Annotated in this window: 16 protein-coding genes; 9 read left to right on the plus strand and 7 right to left on the minus strand. The window is 44.4% G+C overall.

The features are described 5' to 3' along the window. Positions 1-251: 251 nt before the first annotated feature. The gene (locus ACTHQF_RS14830; protein WP_440431326.1) at positions 252-437 is read right to left on the minus strand and encodes a CsbD family protein; all 186 of its coding nucleotides are present in this window, start codon (positions 435-437) and stop codon (positions 252-254) included. 66 nt (positions 438-503) lie between these two features. Beyond that, positions 504-2402: an acetate--CoA ligase gene (gene acs, locus ACTHQF_RS14835; RefSeq protein ID WP_440431406.1), complete on the minus strand. Its 1899-nt coding sequence runs from the start codon at positions 2400-2402 to the stop codon at positions 504-506. Positions 2403-2528: 126 nt separating this feature from the next. Here acs and ACTHQF_RS14840 point away from each other — a divergent pair, with 126 nt between their 5' ends. From ACTHQF_RS14840 to ACTHQF_RS14875, 8 genes are all read left to right on the plus strand, one after another. Further along, positions 2529-3026 carry a hypothetical protein gene (locus tag ACTHQF_RS14840; RefSeq protein ID WP_440431328.1) on the plus strand — a complete coding sequence of 166 codons (498 nt, stop codon included), beginning with the start codon at positions 2529-2531 and terminating at the stop codon, positions 3024-3026. A 94-nt stretch (positions 3027-3120) separates the two neighbouring features. Then, on the plus strand, positions 3121-3354 hold the full coding sequence (gene rpmB, locus ACTHQF_RS14845; protein ID WP_440431330.1) for a 50S ribosomal protein L28: 234 nt from the start codon (positions 3121-3123) through the stop codon (positions 3352-3354). A 38-nt stretch (positions 3355-3392) separates the two neighbouring features. After that, positions 3393-3575, plus strand: coding sequence for a 50S ribosomal protein L33 (gene rpmG / locus ACTHQF_RS14850; RefSeq protein ID WP_008242799.1), 183 nt, complete (start codon positions 3393-3395; stop codon positions 3573-3575). A gap of 35 nt (positions 3576-3610) precedes the next feature. Further along, positions 3611-3775 (plus strand): DUF4295 domain-containing protein, encoded by a 165-nt coding sequence (locus ACTHQF_RS14855; RefSeq protein ID WP_188624814.1) that lies wholly within the window; start codon positions 3611-3613, stop codon positions 3773-3775. A gap of 71 nt (positions 3776-3846) precedes the next feature. After that, complete coding sequence (gene ftsY / locus ACTHQF_RS14860) at positions 3847-4809, plus strand: signal recognition particle-docking protein FtsY (protein WP_440431333.1); 963 nt, start codon at positions 3847-3849, stop codon at positions 4807-4809. Positions 4810-4835: 26 nt separating this feature from the next. Beyond that, positions 4836-6170, plus strand: coding sequence for a 30S ribosomal protein S12 methylthiotransferase RimO (gene rimO / locus ACTHQF_RS14865; RefSeq protein WP_440431335.1), 1335 nt, complete (start codon positions 4836-4838; stop codon positions 6168-6170). Positions 6171-6218: 48 nt separating this feature from the next. Beyond that, positions 6219-7808, plus strand: a complete 1590-nt coding sequence (bshC, locus tag ACTHQF_RS14870) for a bacillithiol biosynthesis cysteine-adding enzyme BshC (RefSeq protein ID WP_440431337.1) — start codon at positions 6219-6221, stop codon at positions 7806-7808. 49 nt (positions 7809-7857) lie between these two features. Continuing rightward, positions 7858-8946, plus strand: a complete 1089-nt coding sequence (locus ACTHQF_RS14875) for an Ldh family oxidoreductase (protein ID WP_440431339.1) — start codon at positions 7858-7860, stop codon at positions 8944-8946. Positions 8947-9003: 57 nt separating this feature from the next. Here ACTHQF_RS14875 and lepB read toward each other — a convergent pair whose 3' ends face one another. From lepB to ACTHQF_RS14900, 5 genes are read right to left on the minus strand one after another with little or no spacing between them, the layout of a single operon-like run. Then, entirely contained in the window at positions 9004-10203 is a 1200-nt protein-coding gene (lepB, locus tag ACTHQF_RS14880) for a signal peptidase I (RefSeq protein ID WP_440431341.1), read from the minus strand. A 6-nt stretch (positions 10204-10209) separates the two neighbouring features. Continuing rightward, a complete protein-coding gene (gene dapB / locus ACTHQF_RS14885; protein WP_440431343.1) occupies positions 10210-10950 on the minus strand; it encodes a 4-hydroxy-tetrahydrodipicolinate reductase in 741 nt (246 codons plus the stop codon). 51 nt (positions 10951-11001) lie between these two features. Then, complete coding sequence (locus ACTHQF_RS14890; RefSeq protein ID WP_440431344.1) at positions 11002-11625, minus strand: DUF5683 domain-containing protein; 624 nt, start codon at positions 11623-11625, stop codon at positions 11002-11004. Next, complete coding sequence (locus ACTHQF_RS14895; RefSeq protein WP_440431346.1) at positions 11625-12542, minus strand: ParB/RepB/Spo0J family partition protein; 918 nt, start codon at positions 12540-12542, stop codon at positions 11625-11627. The genes ACTHQF_RS14890 and ACTHQF_RS14895 overlap by 1 nt, the downstream gene beginning before the upstream one ends. Next, the gene (locus tag ACTHQF_RS14900; RefSeq protein ID WP_440431348.1) at positions 12542-13354 is read right to left on the minus strand and encodes a ParA family protein; all 813 of its coding nucleotides are present in this window, start codon (positions 13352-13354) and stop codon (positions 12542-12544) included. Before ACTHQF_RS14900 ends, ACTHQF_RS14895 begins: the two co-directional genes overlap by 1 nt. A 184-nt stretch (positions 13355-13538) precedes the next feature. Here ACTHQF_RS14900 and ACTHQF_RS14905 point away from each other — a divergent pair, with 184 nt between their 5' ends. Then, entirely contained in the window at positions 13539-14060 is a 522-nt protein-coding gene (locus ACTHQF_RS14905) for an NADPH-dependent FMN reductase (RefSeq protein WP_440431350.1), read from the plus strand. The last annotated feature ends 11 nt before the right edge of the window (positions 14061-14071 follow it).

A 14071-nucleotide genomic window follows, 5' to 3' on the forward strand; every position in this document is an offset into this window, starting at 1 on the left:
CCGGAGGCATGCACTTGAATCACCAGGTGTTAACAAGGCTTTGGCGGGGCGTTAACAAGGTGTTAGCCTTGTCAAGGCCCTGTCAACCCCCTGTCAACCCCTTGTTAACACCTTGCTAACGAAATAAACAACTGGGCACGAAAGCAACGCCATCTGCAGTGCTCCTTGGTTTAATTTTGCTTGTATTTTGCACAAAAAAAAGAGCGGCTGCACAAATGAATGTACAACCGCTCTTAATTTTCTATTCTAGTTTACAACGATTTCAACCAGTCTACAACTTCTTCCCTGGTTTTACCGGTTTTCTGTTGTAATCTTCCGTAAAGTTCATCGCCTTTACCATCTTCGTATTTTAGATCATCATCGGTCAGATCAGCATAAGCTTGTTTCGCTTTTCCTTTGATTTCGTTCCATTTACCTTTTAATTCTAACTCATCCATAATGATATGTATTAGGTTTTAAAATTCTGTTTGTTGATAATAGAACAGCGATGCGGCCGATTTGTTTTAACTTAACTTCCCTGCAGCTTCAACAATCTCCTCCACAACTGCCGGATCTAATAACGTCGAGGTATCGCCGAGGTTGGCTGTTTCGCCTTCGGCAATTTTCCTTAAAATTCGGCGCATAATTTTCCCTGATCTGGTTTTCGGCAGGCCGGATACGAAAAGGATCTTATCTGGCTTTGCAATGGCCCCGATTACACGGGTAACCGTTTGCAGGATATCACGTTTGTTCAGATCCGCATCATGTTGGGAATTGGAGAAAATCACAAAGGCATAGATGCCTTGGCCTTTTACTTCATGCGGGAAACCGACCACAGCGCTTTCCACCACCCCGGAGTGCATGTTAATGGCGTTTTCAACCTCTGCGGTACCGATCCTGTGACCTGATACATTGATCACATCATCCACCCTGCCAGTGATCTTATAATAGCCATCCTGGTCACGCAGGCAACCGTCACCGGTGAAGTACATATCCTTATAGGTAGAAAAATAGGTCTGCCGGCAACGTTCATGATCACCATAGGTGGTTCTCAGGATACCTGGCCATGGGAATTTAATGCAGAGATTTCCACTTACACCATTACCTTCAATTTCGTTTCCAGCTTCATCAACCAATACCGGCTGGATTCCCGGAAGTGGCAGGGTTGCGTAACTCGGCTTTGTAGGCGTCACAAAGGCAATTGGTGAGATCATGATACCACCATTTTCGGTCTGCCACCAGGTATCTACGATCGGACAGTTTCCTTTTCCGATCTCTTCATCATACCAGTGCCATGCCTCCTCATTGATTGGTTCGCCAACAGAACCAAGTACACGAAGGCTGCTCAGGTCATTGCCTTCAATCGGCTCCTTGCCAAAACTCATTAAGGAACGGATGGCCGTCGGTGCTGTATATAGGATGTTCACTTTATGCTTTTCTACGATCTGCCACAATCTGGATGCATCCGGGTATGTTGGGATACCTTCAAACATCAGGGTTGTTGCGCCCTGCGACAGCGGTCCGTAAACGATGTACGAGTGACCTGTGATCCAGCCGATATCTGCAGTACAGAAGAATACTTCATCAGGCTGATAATTGAACACATTGGCGAAAGTATAACCTGCGTACACCATGTAACCACCTACGGTATGTACCACACCTTTTGGCTTCCCGGTAGATCCGGAGGTGTAAAGGATGAAGAGCATATCTTCCGCATCCATCTCCTCTGCCGGACAGTTGGCGTCAACAAGTTTAACTTCATCTTCCCACCAAATGTCGCGGCCTTTGATCATGGAAACCGGGGTGCGGGTATTGGTTAATACGATCACCTTCTCTACTGTAGGGCATCCGATCAGCGCATCGTCAATAACCTCTTTAAGTTGGATTTGCTTATTGCCACGGAAAGACCCATCGGCAGTGATCACCAGTTTGCATTTGGCGTCGTTGATCCTGTCGGCGATCGACTGGGCGGAGAAACCGCCAAAAATTACAGAATGCACCGCACCGATACGTGCACAGGCCAGCACGGCTACGGCAAGCTCAGGTACCATCGGCATATATATACATATACGATCGCCTTTTTTTACGCCGTTCTTCTTTAGTACATTGGCAAAGCGGCAAACCTGTACATGCAGGATGTTGTAGGTAATGGTGATGGCGTCTCGATCAGGATCGTTGGGTTCCCAGATGATGGCGGGCTTATCGCCATTTTCTGCAAGATGCCTGTCGAGGCAGTTTTCGGTGATGTTGAGTTTTCCACCTTCAAACCACTTGATGTTAGGTTCGGAAAAGTTCCATGACAGGACCTTGTCCCACTTCTTCTTCCAAAGGAAATTATCGGCTATGCCAGCCCAGAATTCCTCAGGTTGTTCCACACTGTGTTTATAGGTTTGCTGGTACTCTTCAAAGGTTTTAATTTGCATCATATTTAAATTCTAGTAGGTCTATTCCAAATTTACATATTCGAAATGAAAATTCGGATGCTTGTTGTTTAGTTTAAAAACAAGGAATTATATATATTGTGCTTTACATTTCTAGATTATAGCACGATGAAAGATATTAGATCAACGTTTTTTTCCATGGTATTTGCAAGCCTGGTTTATAGCGCGGGCTCTCCCCTGCCGGTATCTGCAATGCAAACACAGGAAAATGCAGATAGTACTGGTTATACTTTGATTAAGAAGTCGCCAGGCATTAAAGGTGTCGAAATTAGAAAGGGCAAGAAGAAAGGAAGCGGCCTGGTGATCACGATCGGGGAGAAAGTCACCGACCTACAAAACAATAATATCACCGCTGCGAACGTTACGGGTAATACAAAATCTGCAGATAAACAAAACGCCACAGGTCCTGTATTCGACCGGATCGACATTGTAGAGGGTAAATATGGCGACATCAAAGTAGACAAGAAATCAGGCACACAGAACGTTTATACGCTTAGGGAGCTGAGTTTTCCTTTAAGGTTGCTGATGTATTCAGGGACTGAGTTTGTGGAGTTTAGACTTACCGAACCAGCAAAATGGAACCTTGACGTGAATTATAAAAAATAATTGCGCACCCTATTGCCATTCAAATTTATTTTTATGATATTTGCACACTCTTAAAAGAATTAAGCGACTTATATTTAACACTATATTTAAAGGCATGTCAAGAGTTTGTGATTTAACCGGAAAGATGGCAATGAGTGGTTTTAACGTTTCTCACTCGAACGTTAAAACTAAACGTAAGTTTTATCCCAACTTACAACTTCAGAAATTTTATATTCCTGAAGAGGATCGTTGGATAACATTGAAGGTATCTACTTCAGCTATCAAAACCATCAATAAAATTGGTATTAATGAAGCGATCAACCGTTTCATGAAAAAAGGATATTTGTAATAACATTAGCTGGGTAATCCGGCTTTAATAATAAAAAAATGGCAAAGAAAGGTAACAGAGTACAAGTTATTCTAGAATGTACTGAACATAAGACTAGTGGCATGCCGGGTATGTCTAGATATATTTCTACCAAAAACCGTAAGAACACTACAGAGCGTTTAGAGTTGAAAAAATTCAACCCTGTTTTGAAAAAAGTTACAGTACACAAAGAAATTAAGTAATACATCGGTATTAAATTAATACAATCTATTAGATCATGGCAAAAAAGGTAGTTGCAACCCTTAAAACGGGTAAAGGTAAAGAATATTCAAAAGTTATCACGATGACTAAATCACCTGTGACAGGTGCATATTCTTTCAAAGAAATCATCGTTCACAACGATCACGTTAAAGATGCTATTACTCCTCAAGCAGGCAAGTAATTTTAATATTTAATCATATTAAAGCCGTCCCTTTTAACCGGGAGGGCTTTTTTATTTTCGTATAAGTTCATATGGGTCTATTCGATTTTTTTAAGAAAAAAGAAGCCGCTCCAGAGGCTAAGGTCGCGCTGGACAAAGGGTTAGAAAAAACCAAAGAGGGCTTTTTGAGTAAAATCACTAAAGCTGTTGCCGGAAAATCTACCGTTGACGACGATGTATTAGACAACCTGGAAGAAGTTTTGGTGACCTCTGATGTTGGGGTAACCACAACGTTGAAGGTTATTGAACGCATCCAGGCACGGGTGGCGAGAGATAAGTATTTGTCGACCTCTGAACTTAATGGCCTGCTACGCGACGAGATCCAACTCCTGCTGGCAGAGAACAATAGTAATGATTTCCGCAACTTCGAGTATGGACAGCACAAGCCCTATGTAATTATGGTGGTTGGTGTGAACGGCGTGGGTAAAACCACCACGATCGGCAAGCTGGCCCATAAGCTTAAAGCAGAAAACCTGAAGGTTGTACTGGGTGCGGCGGATACTTTCCGTGCAGCTGCAGTAGAGCAAATTAAACTTTGGGGTGAGCGTGTAGGCGTTCGTGTGGTTGCACAAGCCATGGGCTCCGACCCTGCTTCTGTGGCTTACGATACTTTACAATCTGCTGTTGCCAACCAGGAAGATGTGGTCATTATTGACACTGCCGGACGATTACACAACAAGGTTGGTTTGATGAACGAACTCGGTAAGATCAAAAATGTAATGCAGAAGGTTGTGCCGAATGCACCACATGAGATCCTGCTTGTACTTGACGGCTCTACCGGCCAGAATGCCTTTGAACAATGTAAACAGTTTACCGAAGCAACCGACGTTAACGCACTTGCCATTACCAAACTTGATGGTACTGCAAAAGGCGGCGTGGTGATCGGTATCTCTGATCAATTTAAAATCCCGGTGAAATACATCGGCGTAGGTGAAGGGATGAACGACCTTCAACTATTTGATAAAAAAGCTTTTGTGGACAGCTTGTTTAGCTAGTCTGCATTTTTGCAAGGAAACAACACATGAACACTAAAATTATCCCCTCCATTAAGCCTGTTAAAAAACCTAAAGTGAACGTGATTACTTTAGGCTGCTCCAAGAACATCTACGATTCTGAGGTGTTGATGGGCCAGTTACGTGGTAACCAAATGGAGGTTGTACACGAAGCGGATCAGGTAAATAAAGATGATATCATTGTTATTAACACCTGTGGCTTCATTGATAATGCAAAACAAGAATCTATTGATACGATTCTTCAATATAGTCAACTGAAAGATGAAGGTAAAGTAGGCAAGGTGATTGTGACCGGATGTTTATCTGAGCGCTACAAGCCTGAACTTGAATCTGAGATCACTAATGTTGACGCTTTCTTCGGTACGAACGACCTGAATAACATTCTGCACTCCCTTGGTGCGAATTATAAACACGAGCTGATCGGCGAGCGTTTGTTGACTACACCGTCGCATTTTGCATATTTCAAAATCGCTGAAGGTTGCAACCGTCCCTGTTCATTCTGTGCCATCCCGCTGATGCGTGGTAAACACGTTTCCAGGGATATGCAGGAGCTGGTGAATGAGGCGAAAGTGCTTGCTGCAAATGGGACCAAAGAGTTAATCCTGATTGCTCAGGATCTGACATATTACGGACTGGACATTTATGGCAAACGTAATCTTGACGAGTTGTTGAGACGACTGTCTGATGTACCCGGAATTGAGTGGATCAGGTTACAGTATGCTTACCCTTCCGGTTTCCCAATGGAGATCCTGGATGCTATGAATGAACGCGAGAATATTTGCAAGTATCTGGATATGCCGTTACAGCATATTACAGACCGTATGCTTAAATCTATGCGCCGTGGTATTACGAAACAAAAGACTATAGACATTGTTAATCAGATTCGGGACAAAGTACCGGGAATTGCAATGCGTACAACCCTGATCACCGGCTACCCTGGTGAGACGGAACAAGACTTTGAAGAGATGTTGAACTGGGTTGAAGATACCCGTTTTGACAGGCTTGGCTGCTTTACCTACTCTCACGAGGAGAAAACCCATGCACATAATCTGGTAGACGACGTACCTGAAGAAGTAAAACAGGAGCGTGTTGATGCTATCATGGAACTGCAACAGGGTATTTCTTTTGAGATCAATCAGGAGAAAGTTGGCAACACCTACAAGGTACTTGTAGACCGTAAAGAAGGTGATTTCTTTATTGGTCGTACAGAGTTTGACTCTCCGGAGGTTGATAATGAAGTGCTTATTGATGCGGCTTCGCACTATGCTGCTCCAGGTAGCTTTGTGCAAGTGAAGATTGACCGTGCGGAAGACTTTGACCTGTATGGACAGATTGTAAAATAAAACACGAGCCGGGCAGGAATATGCTTTAATAACTTAATTTCGTTTCAAATGCAGGCAAAATACATTAGTTATCAGCAAACGAACTCCTTCTCTCCTATTGTATTAGATTATATTCAGGGAAACGAAACCTTAAAACCGTTCTATAAGTATTCCGTTGATTTAGCGGGCTTTGCTACTGCTATCAATGAGCGGCCAGTTTTAGCTAACAGAGCATCTCTGGTTGAGGTACTTAAAAAGCAGTACACTTCTATTGAAACAAGCAGCCTGGTTCAAAGTCATATTGAGCTGCTTGCAGATGAAAAAACATATACCATAACAACGGGCCATCAGTTAAATCTGTTTACTGGCCCGTTGTATTTTATATACAAAATCGTAACTACGATTAACCTGGCAAAGGAGCTTAAGGCGGCTTATCCGGACTATAACTTCGTTCCGGTTTACTGGATGGCAACGGAGGATCATGACTTCGAAGAGATCAACCACATCAAACTTGAAGACAAGAAGCTGGTTTGGGAAACCAATGCAGCGGGTGCTACTGGAAGGATCAGCACTGCGGATCTTACCGATATACTTTCAGCATACCAGGGTTATCTTGGTATTGGAGAGAGCGGCGAAAAGCTTGCCGCAATTGTGGAAGCAGCATATAAGCATCATTACCGGCTGGCTGACGCGACAAGAGCACTTGTAGATGCTTTGTTTAATCATACCGGTCTGGTTTGCATTGATGCTGATGAACCTGCTTTAAAGCAGCAATTCGCCCCGATCATCCTTCGGGACATCTTGGAGCAGAACAGCTTTGATCAGATTCAAACATCCAACGACGCGTTAGAAGCTGCAGGTTATAAACCGCAGGTAAATCCACGTGAGATCAACTTTTTCTATATGAGGGAAGGTCTGCGCGAACGTATTGTTTTTGAGAATGGCGCCTTTCAGGTGCTTAATTCCGACATCGCCTTTGATACCGAAGCATTGAAAGCTGAAGTTGCAGCACACCCTGAAAGGTTTAGTCCGAATGTGGTGATGCGCCCGATGTACCAGGAGATTATTCTCCCCAACCTGGCCTATATCGGCGGTGGTGCAGAGGTTACCTACTGGCTTCAGCTGAAAGCAAATTTCGACTTTTACGGCGTGCCTTATCCGGTGCTATTGCTGCGTAATTCGGCTATGGTAATCGATAGACGTAGTGAACGCAAGATGCAGATCCTGGGGATCAGTCATGTAAGTTTGTTCAAAGAAAATGAACAGCTAAAAACGGAATGGGTGAAGTCACATGTAAATACTTACCTGTCCCTGGCAGATGAAGAACGCTCTATTGCAGCAGTGTTTGATCACATCAAGCTTAATGCTTACAAAATCGACAAGACACTCTCCCAGTCCACTGATGCTGCGAAAAAGCGTGCGTTAAGGTTAATTGAGAACCTGGATAAAAAGATGATGCGCGCAGAAAAACGCAAACATCAAACTTCCCTGAACCAGATCGATGGGCTAAAAAATAAGCTTTTCCCTTCTGGCGTACTGCAGGAACGTGTGCTCAATTTAGCACCGCTATACGTCTTGTATGGTGATGGATTTATTGATGCACTTTTACAGACCTTCCGGCCTTTAGATCATAAATTTACGGTGCTTTTCGCATCCTGATGATACGCTGAATTGCCGCTCTCCTGTTTTATGATAACTCTTTTTAATAATGACTTTTCTTACTTTTCCCGAATCTAAATTACGCTCGTTTACAGAACAGGTATTCTTAAAGATGGGCTGCCCGAAGCAGGATGCCAAACTTGCTGCAGATGTTCTATTACGATCAGATCTTCGGGGGATAGATTCACATGGTGTAGCCAGGCTTGTGGGCTATGTTCGCCTTTGGGAGAAGAAGAGAATCAATGCTACCCCAAATATCAAGGTGGTGCATGAAACAGCAACCACGGCTACCGTAGATGGCGATGCAGGGTTGGGACTTGTTGTTGCACCCTTTGCCATGCAAGTAGCAATTGAAAAAGCAAAGATCTATGGCAGCGGCTGGGTATCTGTAAAAAACTCCAACCACTTCGGCATTGCAGGCTACCATTCCCTGCTGGCAACGGAACATGACATGATTGGGATCAGCATGACGAATGCCAGTCCCCTGGTAGCCCCCACCTACTCCAATGAACGGCTTCTTGGTACCAATCCGATGTGTTATGCATTCCCTGCGGGGAAGTATCCGCCGGTAGTCGTAGATATGGCGACTTCCGCAGCTGCGAATGGGAAGCTTGAAATTGCGCAACGCGCAGAGAAGCCTATCCCTGAAGGCTGGACACAGGATAAAGATGGTAAGCCATCTACAGACCCCAATCAATTGAAGGCTGGTGGATCATTACTACCTCTGGGTGGTGACAAAGACCATGGCAGTCATAAAGGCTACGGACTGGGTGCCACCGTTGATATCTTGTCTGCAGTGCTTTCAGGTGCGAATTACGGCCCCTGGGTGCCACCATTTGTTGCATTCCTGGAACCCCCGGCAGATCCTGTTGGCGCAGGTATTGGCCATTTCTTTGGGGCCATGCGCATCGATGGCTTCCGCCCGGCGGCAGATTTCAAGCACCATCTGGACAATTGGATTGAGACGTTCCGCAATTCTAAACCGGTGGATCCCACGCAGCGCGTGATCATTCCTGGTGAGCCTGAGACGGCCTTTGAACAGGAAAGAAGGTTGAATGGTATTCCTTTGATCGATGCGGTGGTGAACGATCTGAATACACTCGCAGAGAAGCTTGGCGTTGAAAAGCTGAAGCCATAAAAACAAAAAGCCGTTTGACGGATCAAACGGCTTGTATTTATTGCTTTCTTAGATTTTCTAGTGAATTCCTTTGAATATCCGGCTCCAGCGTATTTTACTCAAGAAAGATCCCTGATCTCTAACACTCATCCAGATGAATAACGCTTTTCCAACTACGTGATCTTCCGGCACAAAACCGAAGAACCTGGAGTCTAAAGAGTTATGTCTGTTATCACCCATCATCCAGTAGTAGTCCATTTTGAAGGTGTAGGAATCCGTTTTCTGACCATTGATCAACCAGCCATCGGCAGACTTTTCAAGTTTATTGCCCTCATAGATGCGGATTGCACGCTCATATAGTGGCATGGTAACGCTGTCGAGCTTCACGGTCCAGCCTTTCTTAGGAACGGTGATTGGTCCAAAGTTGTCGACATTCCAGCTCCTGTTTTTGTCCTGTGGAAACACGCTGATGTCTCCGTAATCTGCAGGTGCTGTATCTTCCTCAACCGAAAGCACGAAATCAAGCTTTTTTACCTCAGCCATCATTTCTTCTGTACCTACAAACTGGAACATATTTTCTTGCCCCAATGAGGAAATGTCGGAGTTGATATCGAAACCTAGTTCGGTAAATACATCGAAGTTCACATCAGAAGATTTCATCTTCACCGCATAGGTGATCTGTCCTGTAGGCACTAGTTTTTCGGGTTTTCCGTTTACCGAAACTACCCCGCCTTTCATGGTAATGACATCGCCACCGATACCGATACAGCGTTTGATATAATTTTCACGTTTATCGACAGGTCTGCTGGTAACTGTAAACTGGCTATTTACTGCGGCATGGCCCATTGAACGAACCAGGTTGTAATAGTTCTGGTCTTGTGCCTCAAGCGCTACAGTATCCCCTTCAGGGAAGTTGAACACCACAACATCATTTCTTTTGATATCTGATAGTCCTGGCAGGCGACGGTATTTCCATTGTACCCCTTCCCAATAAGCTTTTCCACCGGTAACCGGCATGGTATGATGGGCAAAGGGAAAGGCAACTGGCGTCATTGGAATCCTGGCGCCATAGTTCACTTTACTCACAAACAGGAAGTCACCGATCATTAAGGACCGCTCCATGGATCCTGTGGGGATGGTATAGGCTTCAATAAAGAACACCCTGATGATGGTTGCTGCGATAACAGCAAAGATGATGGCATCTGCCCACTCTCTGGTTTTAGATTTCTTTTTCGTATTTGGATCTGTAGCTTTCTTCTTCCAGAACTTATAGTTCATATCAGTTTATTTAAAATTAAATATATCGGCAATATTGAAAAAGCCATGTTTATCCTGCAGCCATTCTGCGGCAATTACGGCACCTAAGGCAAAGCCAGCTCTGCTGTGTGCGGTATGCTTGAATTCTATCTCATCAACCTCAGAGCTGTACACCACGGTATGCGTTCCGGGTACCTGGTCTACTCTTTCAGAAGCAATAAGTAGCTGTTCCTGCTTCAGGTTTACTTCAGGTGCATCGCCATCCAGGATGTTCACCCATTCTTCTTTACGGTCCAGATTGTCAATGATGCCTTCTGCAATGGTCATTGCTGTACCACTTGGTGAATCCAGCTTTTGGGTATGATGGATTTCTTCCACCTGCACATCATAAGCAGGGAAGTTATTCATCAATTTAGCAAGTACCTTATTTACATGAAAGAACACATTTACCCCAATGCTGAAGTTAGACCCATAAAGCAAAGTATTGTTACTGCCAAGGCAATCATTTTTTACTTTTTGCAATTCGCCATACCAACCTGTGGTACCAACCACTACAGGGATCTTGGCATCAAAGCAGGTGTAAATGTTTGTGATTGCAGCATCGGGAGCACTGAAGTCGATAGCTACATCGGCTTTCGAGAGATTCTCGGGCGTAAGATCCGCTTGATTCTCCAGGTTAATTTTCAGGACCACTTCATGTCCACGTTCTAAAGCATAACGTTCTATAATCAGGCCCATTTTACCGTAGCCCAGCAATGCAATTTTCATGTTAAAGGAATAAATAAGGTTATAAATGCGGTTCCGGATGCCATTTAAAGTTTAGAGTTTAAATGAAACTTTAACAGCCGGAACATAAGATTGGTAGCCGAAAAGGGTCCCTGAGTTGATGATCGATGGTTTGATGCTGATGGCAAGATCATCACCGACATCGAAATACTTCAATCGGGCGTCAACATAAGCTTCCACCACCTGAATACCATATAATCCGATCATCGAGAAGATCACCACCTCGCGGTTCCTCCGGTAGGTATCCTTTGCGGAGGTTAGCCCCGCCGTTTGGACATCGTAGTAAGGACTACCGATCACCGCCTTTCCGCCATTGGCCTGGCGGTCACGTAATTCGGCGAGAAATTCTTTGTACTTGTTATTGTTGTCGATGTAAGAAAGTGTGAGTAGTGTGGCGCCGGTGTAAATAGCGGCGATCTTCACGCCGCGGTACACGTTTAAGCCATTGCCAAACTGGCCCCAGCCTGGAATGATCGCCGATCGAAGAATGGCCCGGCGTGCTGCAATCTTACCCACATTCACGTAGTTCGATTTAAGCGTATCTACTTTAGCCACTTTAACACCGGAGCTATCAGCCTTTATGGTTATTGGGTCCTGCGCTTTCACCGATAACGATGCAAGCGCAAGAACTACGATAAACCATATTCTACCAGCCATTACCAATCTAATAATTCTAAAATTCTGCTCAGGTCATCATTGGACACAAAAGGAATCTCAATGGCGCCCTTACCATTCTGACCCACTTTCAGTTTCACCTTGGTGGCGAATTTGGAAGCCAGGTCTTTTTGTAGTTTCTGGTATTCGAAAGAGCTAGCTGCAGGTTGTTTTACTGCCTTAGGCTTAACTTGCAGCGCATGAATGCTTCTGGCCATCTCTTCCACCCTTCTTACCGACAAACCTTTGTCAATAATCTCCTGATGGATGAATAGCTGCTTTTCAACATCATCAACGTTGATCAACGCACGAGCATGACCCATAGAGATCTTTTGGTCGCGGATGGATACCTGGATTTCAGGTGGTAGTTTAAGCAGTCGTAAGTAGTTAGTGATGGTGGTACGGTTTTTACCGACACGTTCGCCCAGCTGCTCCTGTTTAAGGTTACATTCCTCCATCATACGCTGGAAGCTCAGCGCAACCTCAATGGCATTCAGGTTTTCACGTTGTATGTTCTCAATGAGCGCCATTTCCAGCATCTGCTGATCATTTGCGGAACGCACATAAGCAGGTATATCATCAAGCCCGGCAAGTTTTGCGGCACGGAACCTTCTTTCACCGGATATCAGCTGATACTTGCCAGTGTCTAGTTTACGTACAGTAATGGGCTGAATAAGACCTTGCACACGGATAGATTCCGATAGCTCATGCAGCGATACCTGGTCAAAGTCAGTACGGGGCTGGTATGGATTGATCTCGATGTCCGCGATAGCAATGCTACCGATGCTGCTTTCTGGACGTGGTTCAGGTGCAGCGGCGGCAGGCGTTACGCTTTTCTTTGGCGCATGTGCAGTTTCGGTATCATCCAAAAGCGCACTTAATCCTCTGCCTAAACCTGTTTTTCGCTGGAAAGATGTCATTAAATATTTTTGATTTTTGCCGTTGTCAATTCTTCAGGCTCGGGAACAAGTCCGTTTTTGCGGACGATCTCGCGAGCCAGATTCAGATAGTTTATTGCGCCCTTACAGTTTGCATCGTGCATAATTACAGATACACCATAACTTGGCGCCTCACTTAAGCGGGTATTTCGTTGGATGATCGTGTCGAACACCAGATCATGGAAATGTGTTCTCACCTCTTCCACCACCTGGTTAGATAAACGTAAACGAACATCATACATCGTTAACAGGATACCTTCAATTTCCAGCTCCGTGTTTAAACGGGTTTGTACAATCTTGATGGTGTTTAGTAATTTACCTAGCCCTTCCAATGCAAAGTACTCACATTGTACCGGAATGATCACAGAATCCGCAGCAGTAAGCGCGTTGATTGTGATTAAACCTAAAGATGGGGAGCAGTCAATGATAATGAAGTCATATTGATCGCGCACTTTCCCCAAGACGGACTTCATTTTAAACTCGCGGTTGGTCAGATTGATCATCTCAATCTCGGCACCTACCAGGTCAATATGTGCAGGTAAAAGATCCAGGTTTGGCGTTTCGGTTTTCTGAATCGCTTCTGTTGGTTCTATATCATTGATTATGCACTCGTAAATACTGTTCTTGATGTTTCTTGGATCAAACCCTATTCCTGATGTAGAGTTGGCCTGCGGATCAGCGTCGACCAATAAGGTCTTGTATTCTAATACGGCTAAACTTGCGGCGAGATTAATGGCTGATGTCGTTTTACCTACCCCACCCTTCTGATTTGCCAACGCAATAATTTTACTCATCTATCTATTTAAATTTACCTGTTAAGTGTATGAGGCTCTTGAACACTAGCGTTTATTTGGCCTGAAAGTACTATTTTTGTACGTTTCAGGGGCTTTTTAACAAATAGCTAAGATACAAACTAAATAGCAATTATACTGTTAAAGCCACAAGTGTTTTGCACATCTTACTAACAAATTACAAGCTATGATCACCATCATTTCCGGCACCAACAGACCCAATAGTAATACGCTTAAAGTGTCCAGATATTATCTTAAAACACTTCAGCAACTTGGGGCCGAGGCACAACTCTTCAGCCTGGAAAGCCTGCCGGAAAGACTTATCGCTACCGACCTTTACGGTAAACGCAGCCCCGAATTCGAGCCCATTCAGCAAATGGTGGCAAACACAGAAAAATTCTTGTTTATCATTCCCGAATACAATGGAAGCTTCCCCGGGGTGCTTAAAACCTTCATTGATGCCTGCGAGTTCCCGGATAGTTTTTACAATAAAAAGGCAGCGCTAACCGGCATATCCTCCGGGAAGTATGGAAACATCCGGGGCATAGATCATTTCTCCGGCATCTGCGGATATCTGCATTTGAATGTGCTGCCCTTACGACTGCACATTCCTGCGATAAAATATGAGTTGAATGAAGCGGGAGATTTCTTCAAGGAAGATACGCTGAAGTTCACAAATGATCAGATCAACAAGCTGATCAAGTTTTAGGAACCGTCAGC

It is taken from the genome of Pedobacter sp. SAFR-022 (assembly GCF_051965375.1).
Taxonomy (GTDB): domain Bacteria; phylum Bacteroidota; class Bacteroidia; order Sphingobacteriales; family Sphingobacteriaceae; genus Pedobacter.

Excerpts from the sequence above, each read along its gene's own strand:
- ACTHQF_RS14895 (WP_440431346.1), bottom strand. The coding sequence starts at position 12,542 with ATGACATCTTTCCAGCGAAAAACAGGTTTAGGCAGAGGATTAAGTGCG.
- ftsY (WP_440431333.1), top strand. The coding sequence starts at position 3,847 with ATGGGTCTATTCGATTTTTTTAAGAAAAAAGAAGCCGCTCCAGAGGCT.
- ACTHQF_RS14875 (WP_440431339.1), top strand. The coding sequence starts at position 7,858 with ATGACTTTTCTTACTTTTCCCGAATCTAAATTACGCTCGTTTACAGAA.
- dapB (WP_440431343.1), bottom strand. The coding sequence starts at position 10,950 with ATGAAAATTGCATTGCTGGGCTACGGTAAAATGGGCCTGATTATAGAA.
- rpmB (WP_440431330.1), top strand. The coding sequence starts at position 3,121 with ATGTCAAGAGTTTGTGATTTAACCGGAAAGATGGCAATGAGTGGTTTT.
- bshC (WP_440431337.1), top strand. The coding sequence starts at position 6,219 with ATGCAGGCAAAATACATTAGTTATCAGCAAACGAACTCCTTCTCTCCT.
- acs (WP_440431406.1), bottom strand. The coding sequence starts at position 2,402 with ATGCAAATTAAAACCTTTGAAGAGTACCAGCAAACCTATAAACACAGT.
- rimO (WP_440431335.1), top strand. The coding sequence starts at position 4,836 with ATGAACACTAAAATTATCCCCTCCATTAAGCCTGTTAAAAAACCTAAA.
- ACTHQF_RS14840 (WP_440431328.1), top strand. The coding sequence starts at position 2,529 with ATGAAAGATATTAGATCAACGTTTTTTTCCATGGTATTTGCAAGCCTG.
- ACTHQF_RS14905 (WP_440431350.1), top strand. The coding sequence starts at position 13,539 with ATGATCACCATCATTTCCGGCACCAACAGACCCAATAGTAATACGCTT.
- ACTHQF_RS14890 (WP_440431344.1), bottom strand. The coding sequence starts at position 11,625 with ATGGCTGGTAGAATATGGTTTATCGTAGTTCTTGCGCTTGCATCGTTA.
- rpmG (WP_008242799.1), top strand. The coding sequence starts at position 3,393 with ATGGCAAAGAAAGGTAACAGAGTACAAGTTATTCTAGAATGTACTGAA.
- ACTHQF_RS14900 (WP_440431348.1), bottom strand. The coding sequence starts at position 13,354 with ATGAGTAAAATTATTGCGTTGGCAAATCAGAAGGGTGGGGTAGGTAAA.
- ACTHQF_RS14855 (WP_188624814.1), top strand. The coding sequence starts at position 3,611 with ATGGCAAAAAAGGTAGTTGCAACCCTTAAAACGGGTAAAGGTAAAGAA.
- ACTHQF_RS14830 (WP_440431326.1), bottom strand. The coding sequence starts at position 437 with ATGGATGAGTTAGAATTAAAAGGTAAATGGAACGAAATCAAAGGAAAA.
- lepB (WP_440431341.1), bottom strand. The coding sequence starts at position 10,203 with ATGAACTATAAGTTCTGGAAGAAGAAAGCTACAGATCCAAATACGAAA.